23 protein-coding genes are annotated in these 22,045 nt (G+C 44.7%); 11 read left to right on the forward strand and 12 right to left on the reverse strand.

The window, feature by feature from the left end; all coding sequences use genetic code 11:
* Nucleotides 1-249: 249 nt before the first annotated feature.
* Nucleotides 250-1,413 carry an iron-containing alcohol dehydrogenase gene (locus QNH36_RS20415; protein WP_251544930.1) on the reverse strand — a complete coding sequence of 388 codons (1,164 nt, stop codon included), beginning with the start codon at nt 1,411-1,413 and terminating at the stop codon, nt 250-252.
* Nucleotides 1,414-1,616: 203 nt separating this feature from the next.
* On the opposite strand from QNH36_RS20415, the gene QNH36_RS20420 reads away from it, so the two are divergent.
* Nucleotides 1,617-1,850, forward strand: coding sequence for a DUF378 domain-containing protein (locus QNH36_RS20420; protein WP_144478620.1), 234 nt, complete (start codon nt 1,617-1,619; stop codon nt 1,848-1,850).
* A 38-nt stretch (nt 1,851-1,888) separates the two neighbouring features.
* Here QNH36_RS20420 and QNH36_RS20425 read toward each other — a convergent pair whose 3' ends face one another.
* The 4 genes from QNH36_RS20425 to QNH36_RS20440 form a co-directional block, all read right to left on the reverse strand.
* On the reverse strand, nt 1,889-3,082 hold the full coding sequence (locus tag QNH36_RS20425) for an ornithine--oxo-acid transaminase (RefSeq protein WP_144478618.1): 1,194 nt from the start codon (nt 3,080-3,082) through the stop codon (nt 1,889-1,891).
* A 706-nt stretch (nt 3,083-3,788) separates the two neighbouring features.
* Nucleotides 3,789-4,181: a S1 domain-containing post-transcriptional regulator GSP13 gene (gene yugI, locus QNH36_RS20430; RefSeq protein WP_144478616.1), complete on the reverse strand. Its 393-nt coding sequence runs from the start codon at nt 4,179-4,181 to the stop codon at nt 3,789-3,791.
* Between the two features lie 123 nt (nt 4,182-4,304).
* Complete coding sequence (locus tag QNH36_RS20435; RefSeq protein WP_283904086.1) at nt 4,305-6,005, reverse strand: hypothetical protein; 1,701 nt, start codon at nt 6,003-6,005, stop codon at nt 4,305-4,307.
* The gene (locus QNH36_RS20440; RefSeq protein ID WP_251544932.1) at nt 5,998-6,555 is read right to left on the reverse strand and encodes an RNA polymerase sigma factor; all 558 of its coding nucleotides are present in this window, start codon (nt 6,553-6,555) and stop codon (nt 5,998-6,000) included. Before QNH36_RS20440 ends, QNH36_RS20435 begins: the two co-directional genes overlap by 8 nt.
* 274 nt (nt 6,556-6,829) lie before the next feature.
* On the opposite strand from QNH36_RS20440, the gene QNH36_RS20445 reads away from it, so the two are divergent.
* The 3 genes from QNH36_RS20445 (at nt 6,830) to QNH36_RS20455 (ending at nt 9,632) form a co-directional block, all read left to right on the forward strand.
* The gene (locus tag QNH36_RS20445; protein ID WP_144478610.1) at nt 6,830-8,173 is read left to right on the forward strand and encodes a sodium-dependent transporter; all 1,344 of its coding nucleotides are present in this window, start codon (nt 6,830-6,832) and stop codon (nt 8,171-8,173) included.
* A 93-nt stretch (nt 8,174-8,266) separates the two neighbouring features.
* Nucleotides 8,267-8,524 (forward strand): helix-turn-helix domain-containing protein, encoded by a 258-nt coding sequence (locus tag QNH36_RS20450; protein ID WP_144478608.1) that lies wholly within the window; start codon nt 8,267-8,269, stop codon nt 8,522-8,524.
* Nucleotides 8,525-8,774: 250 nt separating this feature from the next.
* Nucleotides 8,775-9,632, forward strand: a complete 858-nt coding sequence (locus QNH36_RS20455) for an alpha/beta fold hydrolase (protein ID WP_144478606.1) — start codon at nt 8,775-8,777, stop codon at nt 9,630-9,632.
* A gap of 24 nt (nt 9,633-9,656) precedes the next feature.
* On the opposite strand, the gene QNH36_RS20460 is transcribed toward QNH36_RS20455, so the two are convergent.
* Complete coding sequence (locus tag QNH36_RS20460; RefSeq protein ID WP_144478604.1) at nt 9,657-9,917, reverse strand: DUF1871 family protein; 261 nt, start codon at nt 9,915-9,917, stop codon at nt 9,657-9,659.
* Nucleotides 9,918-10,001: 84 nt separating this feature from the next.
* Between QNH36_RS20460 and QNH36_RS20465 the strand changes: the two genes are divergently transcribed.
* Nucleotides 10,002-11,171 carry a MalY/PatB family protein gene (locus tag QNH36_RS20465; protein ID WP_283904087.1) on the forward strand — a complete coding sequence of 390 codons (1,170 nt, stop codon included), beginning with the start codon at nt 10,002-10,004 and terminating at the stop codon, nt 11,169-11,171.
* 54 nt (nt 11,172-11,225) lie between these two features.
* On the opposite strand, the gene QNH36_RS20470 is transcribed toward QNH36_RS20465, so the two are convergent.
* From QNH36_RS20470 to QNH36_RS20480, 3 genes are all read right to left on the reverse strand, one after another.
* Nucleotides 11,226-11,675, reverse strand: coding sequence for a hypothetical protein (locus tag QNH36_RS20470; RefSeq protein WP_144478600.1), 450 nt, complete (start codon nt 11,673-11,675; stop codon nt 11,226-11,228).
* A 259-nt stretch (nt 11,676-11,934) separates the two neighbouring features.
* A complete protein-coding gene (locus QNH36_RS20475; protein WP_144478598.1) occupies nt 11,935-12,147 on the reverse strand; it encodes a hypothetical protein in 213 nt (70 codons plus the stop codon).
* Nucleotides 12,148-12,220: 73 nt separating this feature from the next.
* Nucleotides 12,221-12,943 (reverse strand): peptidylprolyl isomerase, encoded by a 723-nt coding sequence (locus QNH36_RS20480; protein WP_283904088.1) that lies wholly within the window; start codon nt 12,941-12,943, stop codon nt 12,221-12,223.
* 104 nt (nt 12,944-13,047) lie between these two features.
* On the opposite strand from QNH36_RS20480, the gene kapB reads away from it, so the two are divergent.
* The gene (gene kapB, locus QNH36_RS20485; RefSeq protein ID WP_144478594.1) at nt 13,048-13,434 is read left to right on the forward strand and encodes a kinase-associated lipoprotein KapB; all 387 of its coding nucleotides are present in this window, start codon (nt 13,048-13,050) and stop codon (nt 13,432-13,434) included.
* Nucleotides 13,435-13,474: 40 nt separating this feature from the next.
* Here kapB and kapD read toward each other — a convergent pair whose 3' ends face one another.
* Complete coding sequence (gene kapD, locus QNH36_RS20490; protein WP_283904089.1) at nt 13,475-14,098, reverse strand: 3'-5' exonuclease KapD; 624 nt, start codon at nt 14,096-14,098, stop codon at nt 13,475-13,477.
* A gap of 235 nt (nt 14,099-14,333) precedes the next feature.
* Here kapD and QNH36_RS20495 point away from each other — a divergent pair, with 235 nt between their 5' ends.
* Nucleotides 14,334-16,127 carry a transglycosylase domain-containing protein gene (locus QNH36_RS20495; protein WP_283904090.1) on the forward strand — a complete coding sequence of 598 codons (1,794 nt, stop codon included), beginning with the start codon at nt 14,334-14,336 and terminating at the stop codon, nt 16,125-16,127.
* A 60-nt stretch (nt 16,128-16,187) separates the two neighbouring features.
* Here QNH36_RS20495 and QNH36_RS20500 read toward each other — a convergent pair whose 3' ends face one another.
* Nucleotides 16,188-16,745, reverse strand: coding sequence for a DUF5366 family protein (locus QNH36_RS20500; RefSeq protein WP_283904091.1), 558 nt, complete (start codon nt 16,743-16,745; stop codon nt 16,188-16,190).
* 144 nt (nt 16,746-16,889) lie between these two features.
* Nucleotides 16,890-17,093: a hypothetical protein gene (locus tag QNH36_RS20505; RefSeq protein ID WP_144478586.1), complete on the reverse strand. Its 204-nt coding sequence runs from the start codon at nt 17,091-17,093 to the stop codon at nt 16,890-16,892.
* A 308-nt stretch (nt 17,094-17,401) separates the two neighbouring features.
* Between QNH36_RS20505 and QNH36_RS20510 the strand changes: the two genes are divergently transcribed.
* From QNH36_RS20510 to QNH36_RS20525, 4 genes are read left to right on the forward strand one after another with little or no spacing between them, the layout of a single operon-like run.
* On the forward strand, nt 17,402-19,819 hold the full coding sequence (locus tag QNH36_RS20510; RefSeq protein ID WP_283904092.1) for a Na+/H+ antiporter subunit A: 2,418 nt from the start codon (nt 17,402-17,404) through the stop codon (nt 19,817-19,819).
* Nucleotides 19,806-20,228, forward strand: coding sequence for a Na(+)/H(+) antiporter subunit B (locus tag QNH36_RS20515; protein ID WP_144478582.1), 423 nt, complete (start codon nt 19,806-19,808; stop codon nt 20,226-20,228). The genes QNH36_RS20510 and QNH36_RS20515 overlap by 14 nt, the downstream gene beginning before the upstream one ends.
* The gene (locus tag QNH36_RS20520) at nt 20,228-20,569 is read left to right on the forward strand and encodes a Na(+)/H(+) antiporter subunit C (RefSeq protein ID WP_144478580.1); all 342 of its coding nucleotides are present in this window, start codon (nt 20,228-20,230) and stop codon (nt 20,567-20,569) included. The genes QNH36_RS20515 and QNH36_RS20520 overlap by 1 nt, the downstream gene beginning before the upstream one ends.
* A complete protein-coding gene (locus QNH36_RS20525; protein ID WP_283904093.1) occupies nt 20,562-22,043 on the forward strand; it encodes a Na+/H+ antiporter subunit D in 1,482 nt (493 codons plus the stop codon). The genes QNH36_RS20520 and QNH36_RS20525 overlap by 8 nt, the downstream gene beginning before the upstream one ends.
* Nucleotides 22,044-22,045 lie beyond the last annotated feature (2 nt).

A 22,045-nucleotide genomic window follows, 5' to 3' on the forward strand; every position in this document is an offset into this window, starting at 1 on the left:
TCGAAATGAATCTTAATAATCAAGAAACACCACAGTATGAAAGCGTGACCAATTATGAAATATTTTTAAACTTCTATGACTCGCTTTATCTTTTTCCTAATTTAAGGGTTTTAAACAATGAAAAAGAGAAGGTTCCTGCACCCCCAAACGATGTTTATTTTCCATTGTTCCTATGTCAATTCCCTCCAGATTATTTTCAAAATAGAAAAAGGACCCGGAAATCATTCCGGGTCCTTCGCTATTTCAGCTTTACAATGACATACGATAGATTTCCACTACGTCGTCTTTATTCATTTTTGCAAAGTTGCCAAATTCACCGTTCGCCATTGCTTTATCGGCCATCAAATCTAGTTTGCTGTCGTCAATGTCATAATCAGCGAGTCGTGATGGTGCGCCGATGCTGTTCCAGAATTCACGAAGCTTTTCGATTCCTTCAAGTCCAGCTTCTTCGTCTGTCTTGCCATCAGGATTCACACCGAATACTCTGACAGCCATTTTCTTGAATCGCTCTGGTTTTACTTTGAGATTATGCTTCATCCAGTTCGGGAACAGGATCGCCAGGCCGCCTCCGTGAGGGATATCGTATACTGCAGATACAGCGTGCTCGATATTATGGGTAGCCCAATCACCGCGGTAGCCCATATTCAGGATGCCGTTCAAGGCCATCGTTCCAGCGTAAAGGATTGTTGCACGGTACTCATAGTTTTCCAGGTCATCAAGCAGTTTTGGGGCTGTTTCCATCACAGTCAACAGCAGGGATTCGCACATGCGATCCTGGAATTCCGTATTCTCGGTCAGATGGAAATAGTGTTCGAAAACATGCGACATCATGTCGACAATACCATAAATCGTCTGGTTCTTCGGCACTGAATAAGTGTTCACAGGATCAAGGATCGAGAATTTCGGGAATGTTACCGGGCTTCCCCAGCCGTACTTTTCATTCGTTTCCCAATTTGTGATGACAGAACCGGCATTCATTTCTGAGCCCGTTGCTGCCAAGGTGAGCACAGTTCCAAACGGTAGAGCTTCAGAAGCAAAAGCTTTCTTGGTTACCAGGTCCCATGCATCCCCATCATATTTTGCTCCGGCAGCAATTGCCTTTGTGCAGTCGATGACGCTGCCTCCGCCTACTGCCAGAAGGAATTCAATACCTTCTTCTTTGCAGATTTTCACGCCCTTATGGACAGTCGAAAGCCGGGGATTCGGTTCCACACCGGAAAGCTCGAATACTTCAGCTCCAATTTCTTTAAGAGTGCTCATCACAGAGTCATAAAGTCCATTACGCTTGATGCTACCGCCGCCATAAACCAGCAGTACCTTCTTTCCGTATTGCGGAACCTCATTTTTAAGTTCCTCAAGCTGGCCTTTGCCAAAAATCAGTTTTGTTGGATTATAAAAAGTAAAGTTGTCCATTTAAATCACCTTCCTCTAGGGATTATTATGTTCTTTTTCCAAACGCATTGCAAAAAATACACTCCTTAATGTTCTCTAATGTGCTGCAAAAAGTTACAACTTTTTTTAGAAGGGTAGGTAAGAAATATAGGGCGGATGAATAATTCATACCGTGCTGAAACATTCTATAAAAGAACAAATTTAATTTTAAGGAGGAAATATCCATGAGCGGTATTCAACGTGCAGCACTTGTTCTTACCATAATCGGGGCCATCAACTGGGGCTTAATCGGATTCTTCCAATTTGATCTTGTAGCAGCAATCTTTGGCGGCCAGGATTCAGCGTTGTCAAGAATCATCTATGGTTTGGTCGGACTTGCTGGCTTAATTAACATTGGACTTCTTTTCGCACCAAGCGAAAGAGAGGAAAGAGCAGCAGAACCACGCGCTACCCGATAAAAACCAAAAACCCGCCAACAGGCGGGTTTTTTATCGTTTTATGATAAAACTTTCTTGATTCGCTCGATGGCCCAGTCCAGTTCTTCAAGGCTGATGACAAGCGGCGGTGCGAAACGAATGACTGTATCATGCGTTTCTTTGCACAACAGGCCTTCTTCTTTCAATTCTTCACAGTATTTGCGTGCCGGTTCTGTCAGCTCGACGCCAATGAACAGGCCGCGGCCGCGGATATCCTTGATCATTGGATTATCGATTTCGCGAAGCTTGCCGACAAAATATTCTCCGAGCTCAAGGGAACGGTCAGCAAGTTTCTCATCAATCAGCACATCAAGAGAGGCGATGGAAACGGCACAAGCCATTGGATTGCCTCCGAAAGTCGATCCGTGTGAGCCAGGGTTGAAAACTCCTAACACAGCATGATCCGCCACTACACAGGAAATCGGGAATACCCCGCCGCCAAGTGCTTTTCCGAGAATATACATATCAGGCTCAATGCCTTCCCATTCGCATGCAAACATTTTTCCGGATCTGGCCAGACCAGCCTGGATTTCGTCCGCAATGAACAGGACATTGTTTTCTTTACACACATCAAAAGCCGCTTTCATAAAGCCTTCAGGAGGGATGACGATGCCTGCCTCGCCCTGGATCGGCTCAATCAGGAACGCTGCAGTATTTGGTGTGATGGCTTCCTTCAGGGCTTCAAGGTCTCCGTAAGGAATCAATTTGATGCCTGGAAGCATTGGCCCGAAACCGCGCTTATATTCTTCCTCAGAAGATAACGAAACAGCTGTCATCGTGCGGCCGTGGAAGTTGCCGACGCATGCGATGATCTCTGCCTGGTTTTCCACGACTCCTTTTACATCATAAGCCCAGCGGCGAGCTGCCTTCACTGCCGTTTCCACTGCCTCAGCTCCAGTGTTCATCGGCAGGGCCATTTCTTTGTTCGTCAACTTGCAGACCTTCTCATACCATGGTCCAAGCTGGTCATTGTGAAATGCCCTTGAAGTAAGCGTCACGCGATCTGCCTGGTCTTTTAACGCCTGGATGATCTTCGGGTGACGGTGCCCCTGGTTGACAGCTGAATAAGCGCTTAGCATGTCCATATATTTGTTGCCTTCAGGATCCTCTACCCAAACTCCTTCTGCCTTCGAAATAACGATCGGCAGCGGATGATAGTTATTCGCACCATACTTTTGAGTCTGTTCAATCAATGAACTCGTTTTTGTCGTCATGAATCTTCCTCCGTTCCAATGAAAAAATTGGTTAGACAATCATATTGTAACCTGTAAGCTCTTTCATTTTAACCCCCTAAAAGAGAATTGAGGCGGAATATCGGTTTTGGTTATGCCAACTTGGGGTTTTCACTGATGATTCTTGTCCGAAGACGTGCCGGGTTCGGACAGCTTTTCGGGGGTTCCTCTGAAACTTGTCCGAAGCCACACCAACTTCGGACAGATTTTCGGGGTTTCCTCTGAAACTTGTCCGAAGTCAATCCATGTTCGGACAGCTTTTCGGGTTCACTCTAGAAACTTGTCCGAAGCCACACCAACTTCGGACAGCTTTTCGGGATTTCCTCTGAAACTTGTCCGAAGTCAGGCCATGTTCGGACAGCTTTTCGGGGGTTCCTCTGAAACTTGTCCGAAGTCAACCCATGTTCGGACAGCTTTTCGGGTTCACTCTAGAAACTTGTCCGAAGCCACACCAACTTCGGACAGCTTTTCTGGGTTTCCTCTGAAACTTGTCCGAAGTCAATCCATGTTCGGACAGCTTTTCGGGTTCACTCTAGAAACTTGTCCGAAGTCACACCAACTTCGGACAGCTTTCCCGAATTCACTCTAAACCTTGTCCGAGCTTGGCCCAGGTCAAACAATATATCCTCATCAAAAAGCAAACCAACAAAAAAAAACCGGACGCAATATCCGGTTTCTGCTTTGAAGCTTATTTCTTAGCCATATCTGACTGGTTGATCCACTCTTGAAGCTTATCCTTCAACGTGTTGAAGCCTTGTGCTGAGTCGTCTTGCTGCTGTACGACTGCAGCAGGGCGCTTGCTGCGTGGCTTTTTAGCGCGTTGTGGCTGTTCTGGAGCTTCTTCAGTTGCACGGATTGATAAGCCAATTTTTCCAGCAGCTTCATCAATTGACAATACTTTCACTTTCACTTCGTCGCCAACTGACAGGTGCTCGTTAATATCCTTAACATACCCGTGTGTGATTTCTGAAATGTGCACAAGACCTTGTGTATTTTCATCTAATGCTACGAAAGCGCCATATGGCTGAATTCCTGTTACTTTACCTGTTAAAACACTGCCTACTTCGATTTTCTCTGACATGGAAACACTCCTAAATATTGTTTTATTTTATCCCATTAATACGCAATTAAAAATTATATCATATTCTGTAGCATTTATCAAAAGGAATAAGTTAATTCAATATGTGAGTGTTTCCATACCCTCTTACTGGATTGGCATATATTGTACTTTCCAGAAGCCATCCTCCTGAACCATCTGGAAGACTGGACCATCTGTACGGTCTGAGTAATGAAGCTGGATGCCGATGACTTTTTCCGGATCATCTGCTGGATGGTATAGCGAAGCGAACTGATACCCTTTCAATATTTTACTTAGATTCATACCAGGTTCGGCTTCCTCCCTTTCTTTTATATATTGTTCTTTTGGCGGGAGGGTGCTTTGCCTGCTGTATAATGCGTACTTTGTCTCATAATCCCCGACTTGGTCAGCATGGAAATACAATTGCATGATTTCAAACGGGCCATAATGTTTCAGGATATTGAAATTTTTCTTGGCAGCGAATTCCTTGTAGCTGGACAGCAGGGAATCCGGAATCGGCAGTATCTTGCTGTTAATTATATCCTCTGCCTTCAGATTCGACGGAATCTTCATATACAACGGATAAATCAGATTCAATTTTATTTCCAATTCATCTGTTGGCTGCTGGAACTGCTTTGCTTCCATCTTGTCATAAACTTCTTTCATAGCTGTTGCTGTGTCGGTCTCTGGATAGGAATCCATCAGGTATAAATAGGCTTCTTTCACCTCGTCTTTGAGAAACTTGTTGTCACCATATATCGAATTTCCTGGCGAACCTGCCGCAAACTGGACATAAAGCGATAGCGCCTCATCACGCAGGATATCCTTGATTTTTCCATCCTCCATTGTGCCAATTGCTTTTTCAAGCTTCACCAAGACATCTGCATAATTTTTATAGGAAATCACTTTCCCCATCCTGTCATGGATTCTGTTGCTCTTCAATTCAAGATACATCGCATAGTCGTCATCAACCTTGCCGCGGAGGCGGTCTGCAATATCCTTAAAGTTAACATAAGGCATCAGTTTCCCGTCTTCTTCCCGGAATACATAGCCATTGGCCACTGCCCCTGCCGCCATCTTTCTCAAATCCTGATTTTCAAGCCCTTTTCCGCCGGCATTCATTTTTTCTACTACAACTTCCAGTCCTTCCTTCTCGATGGCCTCTTTGATATCCCACTCGTAAAATACCATTGCGTAAAGATAGGCACCGTTAAATGAATCAAGCTGGGCAAGAAGGGGGAATTCCTCTTCAACGCTCATAGCCTTGTCTTGCTTTTCAATGCGGTCAATGATTTCCGATGGTAGAATGAACGACTCGTCAATCTGGTTTATTAAAGCCTGCTTCGTATCTGTCAAATCTTTTGAATCATGGTCTTCGAGATAGGTCAAATATTCATTTTCGACTGATTCAATATCCTCAGCAATGGATGGATAAAGGTACTTTTCGAACCCTGCACCAAATCCGAGGGCCGCTTTCGTCCTGGCAACTTTTTTTGCATGGTATTGCCGCAACTCATCAAATACGATTTTCACCTCTGATTTTTTCAGCTCACGGGAACTATTTTCACCGGGGGCTGCCTGGTGCTGTTCTGTTTTCTCTTCAGAAGGTTCCTGCTCCCCGATATATTGCATCATCAGGACTCCGGCGATCATGCCGACGCCGATAAAGCTGGCGGCATATGGCAAGTGAAACCACTTTTGCTTTGTATGCTTCTTCTGGTCTTTTTTGATGGCCGCCAGGATTGCTGAACGGTTTTCCTCTTCAGGCATCTCGTCGTATGCTTTTTTCAGGCTGTCCAGCCGCTTTTCCAATAATTGATCATCCATGGTTTTCACCTTCCTTCTTCTCAGCCAGTGTAAGCAGCTTCTTTAAATGTTCCTTGCCTCTCATCATCCTGGTCTTTACATTTGCGAGCGAAGTGCCGGTAATCTCAGCGATATCGTCATAGCTTTTATCGTGAAAATAAAAGAGAATGATCGGAATGCGATACTTCTCATCGAGCTTCTGGATGCACTCATGAAGTACCTTGTCCTCTTCAAAGCGGAGGATGCTTTCCTCTGCTGTCTTCCCGTTATATGTCCTTTCCTTGCCGATTTTCAGGACCTTCTTGATCTGCCTTTGCTTATTCCGGGAAAAATCCCTCGTTACATTCAAGGTGATTTTATAAAGCCATGTGGTGAATTTTGCGTGCGAAAACTGGTCGAGGAAACGATAGACCCTGACAAACACTTCCTGTGTGATATCATCTATATCGTCATATTTGTTTCCGAGCTGGAAAGCAAAGCGGCGGACGGTCGGAGTGTGGATATCAATCAGCTCCGCAAACGCCTGCATATTTCCGTTCCGGGACCGGAATACTAATTCATCATCATTCATTTGGCTCCCCCAAACTTCTACGTATCTTTAATCAGGTGCTTCACATGGTTATTCTGGGACGGCTGCGGCCGATTGCGTCACGCAGTTACAATGTGAATGCTTTACCTATAAAACGGCGGATTTAGGTTTTTGTTTCAAAAAAATAACAAAAAGCTTAATAAATGTTTAAAATCTGAAAATGCTATGCTTTTTCCTGAAAAAATAGTAACATGAAAAGGTATTTTTTTATTTTGTCAGACAATATAAATATTCAGACTATTAAAGGAGTTTTCTTATGAACAAGCACGAACAATGGACTTCTAAGCTCGGGTTCATTCTGGCAGCCGCGGGGTCGGCCATTGGACTCGGGGCAATTTGGAAATTTCCTTATATGGCAGGAACCAATGGAGGCGGAGTTTTCCTCGTATTCTTCCTTCTGATGACTATATTCATAGGAGCACCGATTTTGCTGGCTGAATTCATCATTGGCCGGAATACCCAAAAGGATGCGGTCATGTCCTATAAGCATCTCGCGCCGAAAAGCCTGTGGCCATTGCTGGGATATGGCGGTGTTGTTGCTTCCTTCCTGATTCTTTCTTTCTATAGTGTCGTTGGTGGCTGGATCTTGTCCTATCTGGCCCGCAGCTTTACCGGATCTCTTTCGGGGCTGACCCAGGCAGAATACGGAGCCGCGTTCGAACAGACGATTTCAAATCCTGTTGAAGCGGTCGCTGTTCAGCTATTATTCCTTGTGATGACCATCTGGGTTGTGCAGGGCGGTGTCCAACAGGGGATTGAAAAAGCGAGCAAGTACATGATGCCATCTCTGTTCATCCTGTTCATCATCCTTGCGATCCGATCATTGACACTCGATGGAGCCATGGACGGGGTTGAATTTTTCCTGAAGCCTGATTGGTCCGCTGTAACAGGGCAGACCATCCTGATGGCCCTGGGACAGTCCTTTTTCGCATTGAGTGTCGGGCTATCTGTCATGGTGACATACGCTTCCTACCTTCCCAAAGGCGAAAGTCTCGCTAAATCAGCTTTTTCAGTCGTCGGCTTGAATATCCTGATCTCCTTGCTTGCCGGACTGGTAATTTTCCCGGCAGTATTCGCGCTTGGTTTTGAACCCGAAGCAGGTCCTGGCCTTGCTTTTGTCGTGCTGCCAGCGGTTTTTGATCAATTGGCTTTTGGCGGATTGTTCTTGACGGTTTTCCTGGTTCTGCTGTTATTCGCAACGCTCACATCCGCTTTTTCAATCCTTGAAATTATCGTTGCCGTCCTCTCCAAGGGCGATAAAGCCAAACGAAAAAAATTTGCCTGGATTGGCGGGATGCTCGTGTTTGTTGCTGGAATACCAAATGCCCTGTCCTTTGGTGTCCTATCGGAAGTGAAGTTTTTCGGAAAAACGTTCTTTGACCTTGCCGACTTCCTGACAAGCAATATTGCCCTGCCGCTTGGAGCATTTTTCATCGCCATTTTCGTCGGATATGTGCTGCCGAGGAAATTGGTCAGGAATGAACTTGAGGAAGGCACCGGTAACAATCCGGTACTTTTCAAGGTATGGTACTTCTTGATTCGCTACATCGTGCCTATTGGAATCGGCTTTGTTTTCTTACAGTCGATTGGTATAATCTAAAGTTAAGAAAACGTTCACATTATTGTCGATATTTTCAAAAATTTAGTGATAAAATTATAGTAAGAGATGTATTATTTTTGGAGGTGAAGAGCGATGACTGCAATTGGACAGAATATCAAAGTGTGCCGTGAACGAGCCGGAGTTTCCCAGGAGGAGCTCGCTTTAAAAATCAGGGTAGGTACCCAAACAATCCAAAGATACGAAAGCGGCGAGCAAACACCTAACTCTCAGACGATTTTGAAGATTTCTACAGCCCTTGATGTCCCAGCATCTGTGCTCATGGGAGACATTTATTACGCTGCACCGCCAGAACTAGGACAAAAACCAACCAGTTTATTAAAAGAAACGTGAGCAGGCTAAGATGAATGCCTGCTTATTTTTTTCTTGTCAAAAACTTTAGACAATAAGGTATATGATTCTGCCAAACTGGCTATCCTAATCACATAAGGCTTTCTAGTATTCCCCCCTTTTTAATGGATACCAGTAATGGTGTCCATCTTTTTTTGTTTTCCGGGCAATTTTTTGTGTGAACTTTCGATTCGCGGGGAAAATAAAGAACATACCTATCTCAATTCGTTCATAATGTCAGGAGTGAAAGCCGATGGAATTCGCCAGGAATAAGACAGTAAGAGGAATCGATCTTTATTATGAGCACTATCATAACCCTGACGCTAAAGAAAGCCTGGTTCTGCTCCATGGTTTTCTTTCTTCCTCTTTCAGCTTCAGGCATTTGATCCCGCTGCTGAAAGAAGATTATAACGTCATATCCGTCGACCTTCCTCCTTTTGGAAAAAGCGGCAAGCTATCGAGTTTTAAATATTCCTATGAGAACCTGGCCGCGACAGTAGTGGAGTTGATGAAATCCTTAGGAATCCATGAGTTCAATGTCGTTGGCCACTCAATGGGCGGACAAATCGCCATGAATATCCTGCTGCATCATCCAGATCATGCGAAAAAGGGGATCCTTCTCTGCAGTTCAGGTTATTTAAAAAAGGCGAGTCTGCCACTGGTCCTGTCCAGCTACATTCCTTATTTCCACCTTTATGTAAAGTTCCATCTGGCCCGCTCGGGAGTGAAGCAAAACCTGCAGAACGTCGTCTATGATCATTCGATGATCAATGATGAAATGCTGTATGGGTATCTTACGCCTTTTCTGGAAGATGATATATTCAAAGCGTTGACGATGATGATCAGGCACCGTGAAGGAGATCTTTCTGCCGAAGAACTGAGAAAAATAGAAGCTCCATGCCTGCTCATATGGGGGGAGCATGATAAAGTGGTTCCGGTGCGAATCGGCAGGAAACTGAACAAGGATCTGAAGCATTCCGAGCTTTTCATCTTAAAGGAGACCGGCCACCTTGTCCCCGAGGAGCGGCCTGAGGATGTGCATCAGCTTATCAATCGATTCATTGCTGTAGAGGAAATAGTTGAAGAAGCAACAGCAAACGGCAGCCGCTGATGGCTGCCGTTTTGTTCGTGGCTCTTATAAAGAGCATACATCTTCATTCTTGATGGCAAGTAAAGTGTTTGCGATTGCCAGGCATTGATCATATGGCAGGACCTGTTCGAAAGAAAACTCGAAAACAGACTGAATCCTTCCGGCGATTTTATTCGCTTCGTTATAATCATGAACAGCCTGGAGAATGTCAGCAATTTCCGGATCAAACTGGCCTTCTCCGACTTTGAATGGATCCCATTTGTTCAAAACATCTATTAATTTATAGCTAAGTTCTCTCGATTCCAATCCAATCACCTGATTATTTTTTAAAAATATTTTATCATAAGTTTAGTGTCAGATAAATTTTCAGGAAAAAGGCGGTGCGTACATATGGAAAATAAAGTTTTTGATAAGGTAATCGACCGGAACAATACGCATTCAGTAAAATGGGATGCTGTCGGAAAAGTGTTTGGCATAGACGATGTCCTGCCAATGTGGGTTGCAGATATGGATTTCCACCCTCCCCAGGCGGTCACCGATGCTTTAAAAAACCGGATTGACCACGGAATATTCGGATATACTTTTGTCCCGATGTCTGTGACAGAGACAATCCAGGACTGGATGAAAAAGCGCCATGACTGTGAATTCAAGAAATCATCCATCCTTTTCAGCGAAGGCGTCGTCCCTTCGATCAGCACGGCGATCCGCGCTTATACGGAAAAAGGTGATAAGGTGCTCGTTCACTCCCCTGTGTACACACCATTTTTCAACATGGTTAAAAATAACGACCGCACCCTGGTTACTTCGAATTTATTGGTTGAAAACGGACGCTTTGAATTGGACTTTGCCGACTTTGAAGCCAAGCTGCAGGATGGCATGAAACTTTTTATCCTCTGCAACCCGCATAATCCTGGTGGAAGGGTATGGACGAAGGATGAACTGGAGAAAATCGGTGACCTGTGCGTAAAGCATGATGTTCTGATTGTTTCCGATGAAATCCATTCAGATTTGGTGTTCAAGCCAAATGTCCATATTCCCATCGCTTCGATCAAGGAAGAATTCAGGGAGATTACGACTACATTCATCGCGCCAAGCAAAACCTTCAACCTTGCCGGGCTTCAGGCATCTGCAGTCCTGATACCGAACAAGGAGCTGAAGGCAAAGTTCAAGGAATTACAGGAGCAGCAGGGCTTTTTCACATTGAACACCTTTGGGATCGCAGGAATGGAAGCGGCCTACCGGTACGGAGAAGAATGGCTTGAGCAGCTGCTTGTCTACCTTGATGAGAATATGAAAATCACGACTGACTTTATTGCTGAACATCTGCCAGCACTCAAACCAATGAAGGCCGATGCCACTTACCTTCTCTGGATCGACTGCCGCGAGCTTGGTTTGAGCGACGAGGAAATCAAAAATCAGCTTTTGGAGAAAGGAAAACTGGGCCTGGAACCAGGAACGAAATATGGCGAAGGCGGTGAAGGCTTCGTCCGGATGAACCTCGCCTGTCCGCGGGAAACCTTATATGAAGGACTCGAAAGATTGAAGAAGGCATTCAGTTAGATTTTTAGGCACGATATAAGCAATGGAGCCACCTATATCAGGCTGGCTCCATTTTTATGCGCTCACTTCAAGCGCTTCATAATATGGCTGGAGGGAATAGTGGATGATGGTGTCCATGAAAGGATGAAGCTTTGACGGTATCAGCGTCCGGGCAAAATCCCAGGCATTCATCTCAATCTGAAGGGCAATCCCCTTTTTCGAAACATCATTAGTGGTTCCATCCATCTTCTGAATCAATTCTGCAAGTTCACGGTCCTCAGCATGTCCGATCTCATGCGCGAAAACAACGGCAAGATAATTTTCATACTGGTCCAAAGAGGAAAAAAGCTGCAGGCACTGCGCCTTGATCTCTTCAATATATAAAGTAATCGTATGACTGCCAAAGTTATATTTCCCGCCCGCAAACCGGTCTCCTGGGAAAAAATCCTCAAGTTCAACTTTCACACTGCTGCCAGATTGGACAAGAATTCGTTCAACAATCTTCTCTATCTGTAAGTTCTTCAATTTATACCCCTACTCTTGATTTTTAGAATATAAATTGTATTATAACGTTTTAGTAAAATAATGAAAAGATGAGTTTTACCCCAATTTTTAATGAGTTAAACCTTTTCGAAACAAGATAATTGCCTTTTTTTCGTGAAAATAGTTAATAATCCCGCGAAGTCGGCGCTTAATTCCGCGAAAAACAGACTGAATTCCGCGAACTGGAAATTTCACTCGATTTTTACCAATTTTTCACCCGCAAAAAAGAACAGCCATTGAATCAGCTGTTCTCATTTGTATCATTCATTCGCTTCATGACTGCCCGCTCGTGTTCCTTTGCTTTCTGGGCTTCTTTCTTCGATACTTTGATGATGAATCGCATCGTCAGGATGGCCCCGATCAGGAAAACGAGTGAAGTGATTGCGGCGGGAATGTATTCTGTTTTATCTTCCGGAAAATATAAAAACAATGAGATGACAAACCACTTACTCATTCTCATCTTCCTTTCATCAGCTCTCCAAACATTATAGCAAGGTTTGGTGTTTCGTCCAACCGCAAACAATTGCCTACTTCAGTACATTGATTTTTTCGATTACAACGTCTTTTTCCGGCTTGTCCCCGGCACCTGTTGGGACAGAAGCGATCTTGTCAACGACATCCATGCCTTCGATTACCTGGCCGAAAACCGTATGTTTGCCGTCCAGATGTGGGGTACCTCCATTTTCATACATCTTAAGTACCTCTTCTGGATAGCCTGCTTCCTTCATTTGTTCCGGTAAGCTTGGATCCAACTCTTTATTCTGGACGATGAAAAATTGGCTTCCGTTCGTGTTTGCACCTGCATTTGCCATTGACAATGCACCGCGGATATTAAAAAGTTCTCTTGAAAACTCGTCTTCGAATGGATCTCCATAAATGCTCTCACCGCCAGCTCCAGTTCCTTCAGGATCCCCGCCCTGAATCATGAACCCATCTATAACGCGGTGGAATGTAACTCCTTCATAGTAACCCTCTTCACTATGCTTGATAAAGTTTTCAACCGCTTTTGGCGCCTGCTCAGGGAAAAGCTTGATTTTGATTTTTCCCATCGAGGTGACCATTTCAACAAGCCGCTCATTTTCCTGGACTTCTGCATTCGCTTGCGGGTAGTCGATATTTTCATCGGCTGCTTGACCGCCATTCGTCGTTTCTTCCTTCTGCTTGTCTGCTTCTTGCTTCTCCCCCGCTGTGCCGCAGCCAGCAAGAACCATCATCATCACAAAAAGTACTGCCATTATTTTTTTAGTCATTATATGTATCCCTCCTATAGACACTTTATACGATTGCAAAATGTTTTGCATCTTTGATTTTTGCTATAATGAAAGAAATCCAAGATACCGAAAGGGGCATCTTTATGGCTGAATTGAATATTGGCGATCAGGTAACCGCCATTTATAAAACCGGTAAGTATATTGGTGAAATCACGGAACGGCGCCCGCAGCATTATCTTGTCCGAGTTTTGGCTGTTGCAAAACACCCAATGCAGGGCGACCTTCACAATCCTAAGGATGCAGCGGTAGGTTTTTTCCACGAAAGGAAGGCACTTTCCTTCCGCGAACAAGCAAATATCCCGGAAAAAATGGTCAAGCCGTTCGAGGGTGAAATTCCGGATTATCTAGAGTCTCTAAAAGAAGCGACAGGCAAGCTCCGTTCTGAGCTCGAAGGCGATGATTCCGCCTGGGCACAGCAAAGCCTGAGAAACCTGGACTCCCTTGAGAAGGATTATTTCAAAAACCAGTGATAACGCCAAAAGCCAGATTGTTTATTCCAATCTGGCTTTTTTATGCGAATTTGTTGAGCAGCTTGGAAAAATCGACCATGTCCCCGATTGTTGCCGGTTCAGGCTTCTGAAGATATTGTTTGTCTTTCTCCACGAGCTTGTAAATATGGTAGGTCGTCAGCGCATCATCCAGGGCGCGGTGATGTTTCCCGGTCCCTTCCCTTCCATATTCCTGCACTGCCTTCCAAAGACCCGTCTGATTCTGGTCGCCAAAGAAACGCTTATACTCCATTGAAAGATCAATTTGCTTCCCAGGCAACGGAAAAGCGACAGAAGCCTGCTGGCAGTTTTGCTGCAGCACCTTCATGTCCATATTACCCCAGGTCACGACCTGGCAATTCTTATTTCCGCCAAGCAATTTGAGCTTTTCAGCCAAATCCTTGAAGGTAATTCCAGAGTTCACCTGTTCCTGGGAAATATTCAGAAATGAACGGCAGCGTTCTGTCAAAATCGGAAACCGCATTGGTTTTACATAAGATGAAAATTGTTCTATCACCTTATTGTTCTCGACCAGTACGGCCCCAGCTTCGATGATTTCCTGGTAAAATCCCCGTCTTTTGCTGTTCCTGTCTGGCATTGTGAACTCAAAATCAATAAATAATGTTGTCCTTTCCTTTTCGCTCATGCTTCCCCAACTTTCTGAAAAGCCAGTAGTTGTATGTAACCATTATATGCTTTTCGGTGCATTATTTTTTCTATTATAGCACGTTTCTTTGTAAATTTTTTAATTTTCTGCATTTTAAGCTTGTCATTTTTAAGAAGTAAATATTTTCATCCCAAGTTCCGATATTATGAGGAGTAACAGGAAAACATTCTGAAGGAAGAAAGGAAGCACCGTGCGCATTTTTACAGGCTATCTTATGATATTTCTTTTGGTTCCCGCTTTCATGGCCGTGGTCATGTTAACTTATACAGAAGCAGGCAAGGCAGTCAGCTTCAACAAAACATTGGATGAAGAGATTGACCTGTCGGAGACCAAGCTTTCCGAAACGAGTTTCATCCTTGCAGGAAACGGCGAGGTCATAACGGAGATTTACCGGCCGATGAACCGGAGTTATGCAAAGGGAAATGAAATACCAGATTTTACAAAAGATGTATTCATAGTTTCTGAGGACCGGAATTTTGAAAAACATCCAGGTTTTGACCTTCCGGCAATTGGCCGCGCTCTCGCCATCAACATGCAGGCAGATGGAATTCAGCAGGGCGCAAGCACAATTACCCAGCAGCTGGCCAGGAACCAGTACTTGAACCATCATGAATCGTACAACCGGAAACTGAGCGAGGTTTTATATGCATACCAGCTGGAGAGGACTTTTTCAAAAAAAGAGATTCTCGAACAATATTTGAATGCGATTTACTTTCATAATAATGCGTATGGCATCAAGGCTGCCGCTGATTTTTATTTTAAGAAAGTGCCGTCGGAGCTATCAGAAAGTGAGCAGGCATTTCTTGCCGCGATTCCAAATAACCCAACATACTATAATCCTCTGAAGCATTTCAAACGGACAAAAGAGCGGCAGGAACGGCTGATCGACCAGCTTGCGCAATTCGAAAAAATCACGGCGGAAAAAGCAGAGGAGCTGAAAAAGGAGCCTATTAAGCTGAAGGTCGATTCCCGTAAAAATCTCTATCCTGATTATTCTTCATACGCGCTTTTCGAAATGCGGGAATTGATTGCCCAACAGGAGAACATACAGGATCCGGAGGAGTTAAGCCTGAAGATTGAAGATTTGCTTCGCTCAGGTGTGAGCATCCACACCAGCCTTGATATTGATAGGCAGACACAGGCAGTCCAGGCACTCTCGGCTCATTTGCCGGATGCATCTGTCCAGGCTGCCGCAGCCGTTATAAACCATGAGAACGGCAGGATCGTTGCCCTGGCGGGAGGAAAAAAATATCAAAGCGGCGATTTCAATCGGGCATTCCAGGCGTTCCGCCAGCCGGGTTCGGCCATCAAACCGCTCCTTGTGTATGCACCCTATTTTGAAAGATTTGATGTGAACACCGATTCTAAAATCAATGGGGGCTCTCTTTGCATAAAGGGGTATTGCCCAAAAAACTATGGAGGTTCAACCTATGGGATGGTTTCGCTTGAAAAAGCATTCACCCATTCGTACAACACCCCTGCCATAAGGGTTTTGCAGCAAGTAGACATTGACGAAGCGTTCAGTGACCTGCAGCCTTTCAAATTTAAAAATGTAACAAACCAGGATCATGTACTCGCAGCGGCAGTAGGAGGATTCACGACTGGGGTAAGTCCGCTTGAGCTGACATCCGCTTATACGGTATTCAGCAACAAAGGACTTTACCTGAAGCCAAGGGCAATCGTGAAAGTAACCAATCAGGCAGGCGAAGTTCTTTATAAATGGGATGAGCAGCCTGTTCAGGTATGGAATCCAAGCACCATCGAAAAAGTTCGGACGCTCATGAAAAAGACTGTTTCCTCGGGAACAGCCAGAAAAGCTGCAGGTGCAGGACCAGAAGCTGGCGGAAAGACGGGGACGACAAATGATTACCATGATTTCTGGTTTGTCGGATTCAATGGTCCATTTACCGCAGGTGTGTGGGTCGGCAAAGACCAGCCGCAAAGCATGGAGGCCATCAACAATCAGTCCCCGCACCTTTTGATCTGGCGTGATATCATAAAAAAATAAACCGGGCCTCAGCCCGGTTTTTTCATATAAAAAATACCGACCAAATGAATGGTTCGGCACTTAAATCGGCAAGCTTGCAAGCAGGCTGTTATATACTTTTACCGCCAGGTACACTACACCAAGCACGAGGGTGCTCCAAAGGATGGTCTGAAAGAAGACGGTTCCGATCAATCCTGCCATTGTGAGTTTGGGACTGATTTTGTAGACAAAATAAATGAAATAAATCATCGTGGCTAAAAAGAATATGGCTCCGATCCCGATGAAACTGAAGAAGCTGACAAGCGCTGCAATCCCGCCTGCAAAATAAATGACGGCTCCTTTACGAATGAATTTCAGGCTTTCGCCCTCGTGGTCTACGGAAAACAATAACAGGCTAACCTCATTAATCGTATCGGCAATCAGCTTCAGGGCAGCGAATACCATAAAAAAAACGACCATCAGCAAGGCAAGCAATGACAGCTTGATGCCAGTATCCGAAAAGAATTCCATCATTCCATCATAAATTCCGGCATTTTTCAGGACTGTCAGCAGCTCTATTTCCGTACGGACAGAAAGAGCCAGGCTGAACATCAGGATGGACATCAAAGGAAAGTAACTTGTAAAATAGGCATTTTTCATGTTGTTTTTTCACTCATTCCTTTCATAATCATTATGAAAGAAATGGCGAAAGCTGGCAATAAAAACAAAAAGAAAAAAGCCCCCAAAAGGAACTTTTATTTTTTTGAAACCTTTTCGCTTTTCATCCGTATGAACAGGTTGGAGTTATTGCGGCACAATCCGGACGTATTCTCTTGAACCGAATGGAATATATTCAGCCGTTTCAACCTCGTCCATATCTGATTGCTGGACATTCAGCACTCCAGGTCCTTTATTTGACAACTCTTTGTTGTCCCTTTGCTCGAGTAACATGAACCCCGTAAACAAACTCAGGAATATCCCAACACATACAATCAGCTTTCGGGCCATGGCTTATCCCCCCTATTCACTGTTAGTATGCAGAAAGAATCAGGATTTTATTCAGCATTCGACAACAAGTGCCAGTGAATTAAACTTCCAAAAGCTGTCTTGAAAGGAAGCATATTCAGGGATGTACCAGGCCGCTTGCTGGTGCTGGATTCAGAAAACATTGATTTATCAAGGCCGTTGACATGCATCCCCACCTTTTTTACGATATAATTTTTACAACAGTGAGTTAGGGGCATGAAGTTGGGTTAAATGGCAAAAAATATAATGTTAAGCCATGAATTTGGAATTAAATAAGGAGGTATTATCATTTGTCTTTACTACACCTTGCAGTTTTATCACCGCTTTTACTCGCGATCTTAATTCCATTTATACATAAGTATTTCAAGAGTATCCATACAGGCTGGTTCCTGCTGCCGCTGCCGGCCGTGCTGTTTGCATACTTCCTGAAGTTCATTGGTACCACTGGCCATGGCGGCACAGCCATGGAAACGGTGCCCTGGATTTCATCCCTTGGGATTGATTTCACGTTAAAAGTTGACGGCCTTGGGCTGTTATTCGCCCTGTTGATCACCGGAATCGGCGCTCTGGTTGTTCTGTATTCGATTTATTATCTGTCACCAGACAAGGAAAAGTTGAATACCTTCTATGTCTACTTGCTTTTATTCATGGGCGCCATGCTCGGCGTCGTTTTGTCGGACAACCTGATCGTCCTTTATACATTCTGGGAGCTGACCAGTTTTTCATCATTCCTGCTGATCGGGTACTGGAACGATCGTGAACGCTCACGCTACGGTGCGCAGAAATCGATGCTAATCACAGTTTTCGGGGGACTATCAATGCTCGGGGGCATCCTGATGCTCTACATCATCACAGGGACCTTCAGCATTTCCGAAACGATTCAAATGTCCAATCAAGTCATGAACCATCCTTTATTTACCGTTACCTTGATTCTATTTTTGCTCGGTGCTTTTACAAAATCAGCGCAGTTCCCGTTCCACATCTGGCTGCCTGATGCCATGGAGGCTCCTACTCCTGTCAGTGCGTATCTGCACTCAGCGACGATGGTCAAGGCCGGCATCTATCTTGTTGCCCGCATGACACCTGTTTTTGCCCATTCAGGCACATGGGTATGGCTCGTCGCCGGAATCGGTGTGCTCACATTGTTCTGGGGTTCTTTTTCTGCAGTAAAACAGACTGATTTAAAAGCAATTCTCGCATTCTCAACTGTCAGCCAGCTCGGTATGATTATGTCGCTTCTTGGAGCTGGTGCCGCTGCACTTCATTATGGCACGATCAAGGATGGCTATTTTATCGTGGCGGTCACTGCCGCTGTCTTCCATCTGATCAATCACGCCACGTTCAAAGGGAGCCTTTTCATGGTAACAGGAATTATCGACCATGAAACTGGGACAAGGGATATCCGCAAGCTTGGCGGTTTGATGAACTTCATGCCAATCACATTCACGCTTGCCATTATCGGAACCTTCTCCATGGCAGGAATTCCTCCATTCAATGGATTCCTGAGTAAGGAAATGTTCTTTACAGGGATGCTGCGAGTGGCGGAAATGGATATTTTCAATATGGATACTTGGGGCATCCTGTTCCCGGTGATTGCCTGGACCGCAAGTGTTTTCACATTCCTTTACAGCATGATGTATGTATTCAAAACCTTCACTGGCAAGTATCAGCCTGAAAAGTTGGAAAAGAAACCGCATGAAGCACCTATCGGCATGCTGATTTCTCCGGTTATTCTTGCATCACTTGTGATCATTTTCGGTATTTTTCCGAATGTACTGTCTCATAACATCATTTCGCCAGCCATGGGAGCCATCCTCCCTTCATTGCTTGAAAATGGCGAGGGATTCGATGTTCATATTTCACACTGGCACGGACCGACAGCTGAATTGTTCATGACGATCGGTGTCATCGCGATCGGAATTCTGCTTTATAAATTCTTGCCAAAATGGACAGGCGTTTATCGCATATTCCCTGAGCGCCTGGCACTTAATCATTTATATGACCGAGGACTGGAAACCATCCAGCTGGTATCTAAAAATATCACAAAGTCTTATATGACGGGGTTCATCCGGTCATATCTAGTGTATATTTTCTCATTCTTCATTTTGATCCTGGCTTCGACTCTTTTCTATAAAAATGCATTTAAGATGGATCTCAGCAATATTGCCCCAGTCCACATTACTGAAGTCATACTGGTGCTGATCATTGCTGTATCATCGATTATGATTTTATTTGCCAAATCAAGATTGACTTCAATTATCCTGCTCGGTGCTGTCGGGTATACAGTCGCTCTATTCTTCGTCATTTTCCGGGCGCCTGACCTCGCACTGACACAACTAGTGATCGAAACGGTTTCTGTAGCGCTGTTCCTGCTCGCGTTTTATCACTTGCCTCAGATCAGAAGGAACGAAGAGCGAATCCGCTTTAGGGCTACGAACGCTGTAATTTCAATTGGCGTCGGAGCAATCGTGACGATGATTGCCCTATCTGCCCACAGCAATAAAATGTTTGGGTCGATTGCGGATTATTATATTGAGAATACCTATAAAAAAGCTGGCGGCGAAAACATGGTCAACGTCATCCTTGTTGATTTCCGCGGCTTTGACACAATGTTTGAAATTACCGTACTTGGCATCGCTGCCCTCGGGATTTTCGCGATGATCAAGCTGCGCATGACTAGGGGGAAAGAATTGGATGAAAACAAATGATATAATCCTCCAGACTGTCACGAAGTTAACCTTGTTTGTCATCATCCTGTTTTCTATCCACCTGTTCTTTGCAGGCCATTACCATCCGGGTGGAGGATTCGTTGGCGGGTTAATGACATCCGGGGCAATCGTCCTCCTGCTGCTGGCTTTTGATATAAAGACGGTCAAGGCAATCTTGCCTGTCGATTATATTAAACTGATCGCGGTCGGACTGATCTTTGCAATCGGAACTGGAGCAGGAGGTTTATTTTTCAATAAGCCATTCCTGACGCATGCCTATACTTATGTTTATTTGCCGCTCCTCGGCAAAACATCTCTGCATACGGCGGTATTGTTTGATACCGGAGTTTTCCTTGTCGTCATTGGTGTGACAATGACCATTATTCAAACGATTGGAGAGAGCGAATAATGGAAATCTTAATGGCATTTCTAATTGGAATCTTATTTATGACAGCCACCTACCTGATGCTTTCGAAAAGCCTGCTCAGGATTATTATTGGTACGGGCCTGTTAAGCCATGGAGCCCATTTGTTGATTTTAACAATGGGAGGTTTGAAGAGGGGGACAGTCCCTTTGCTGGGTGAACATGCCGAATCCTACGTTGACCCGCTGCCACAGGCGCTGATTTTGACTGCGATCGTCATCAGCTTTGGTGTGACGGCATTTTTCCTGGTGCTGGCCTATCGTGCTTATCAGGAGCTTGGAACGGATAATATGGATCGCTTGAGAGGAAAGGAAGGACATGAATAATCTAATCATCTTACCCATCTTAATTCCTCTGATAACAGGGGTTATACTCATATTTTTCTCAAAAAATATCATGGCCCAGCGCTGGATATCTGCAATAAGCGCGGTAATCACTGTTATTGCAGCCTCCATGCTGGCAAACCATGTAAATAGAGATGGCATCCAGACAATGGACCTCAGTAACTGGGAAGCGCCTTACGGGATTACGCTCGTATCGGATATGCTTTCCTCCCTGCTTGTATTGACGACGAGCATCATCGCTCTTGCCGCTTTATTCTATTCCTTTAAATCTATTGGGGAAGCGCGCGAAAAATTTTATTATTATGCGGTTGTCAACTTTCTGCTGGTAGGTGTAAACGGTGCCTTTACAACAGGGGATATATTCAACTTGTTTGTATTTTTCGAAGTAATGCTAATGTCTTCGTATGTGCTGCTGGTATTGGGCGGGACGAAAATCCAGCTTCGCGAATCGATAAAATACATACTTGTTAACGTCATTTCATCAGCACTGTTCGTCATCGCAGTCGCTTATTTGTACTCAGTAGTAGGGACATTGAATATGGCACATATCTCGGTGAGGATCAGCGAACTTGGAGACATGGGCATCATTACGGTCATTGCTGTATTGTTCCTGATTGTATTTGGCCTGAAGGGAGCGATTTTCCCGCTTTATTTCTGGCTTCCAGGATCTTATTATGCACCCCCTGCACCAGTAATGGCCTTGTTTGGAGCATTGCTGACTAAGGTCGGTGTCTACTCGATCACAAGGACTTACACGCTGTTCTTTTACCATGATGCCGGCTATACGCATCAATTGCTCCAGATTCTTTCCATCCTGACGATCATCGTCGGTGCTATCGGAGCAATTGCATATTCGGACATCAAGAAAATCATCATTTATAACATTATCGTGGCAGTCGGGGTTATTCTTTTCGGGGTCTCTGTACTGACCCCAGAATCTCTAACAGGCTCCGTGTTTTACCTGATCCATGACATGAACATCAAAGCCGCGCTCTTCTTGTTGATTGGAATCATCATTGCAATTACAGGGACGAGTGACCTGAATAAGATTAGCGGTCTGATCAATGGATATCCCGCTTTAGGATGGACCTTCTTCATCGCTGCGCTGGCACTCGCAGGAATACCGCCGCTCAGCGGATTTGCAGGTAAAATCATGCTGATCCGATCCGGCTTCGAGAATGAAAGCTATCTTGGTGCGTTCGTTGTCCTGATGTCTAGTTTACTGGTCCTGTTTTCCGTCATGAAAATATTTATCCGAGGCTTCTGGGGAACACCTCGAGCTTATAAGAATGAGGAAAAAGCTCCAGTGAAATGGCTGCTCATCGCACCGGCCGTCCTGACCGCGTTCGCTGTCCTGTACGGCTTCGGAACTGAAGCAATTTATCCGGTCATATCCAATGCAGCAGAAACGCTGGCGAATCCGGAAATCTATATCAATGCTGTTTTAAAGGAGTGATG

This window comes from Mesobacillus sp. AQ2 (genome assembly GCF_030122805.1).
Taxonomy (GTDB): Bacteria; Bacillota; Bacilli; order Bacillales; family Cytobacillaceae; genus Mesobacillus; species Mesobacillus oceanisediminis_A.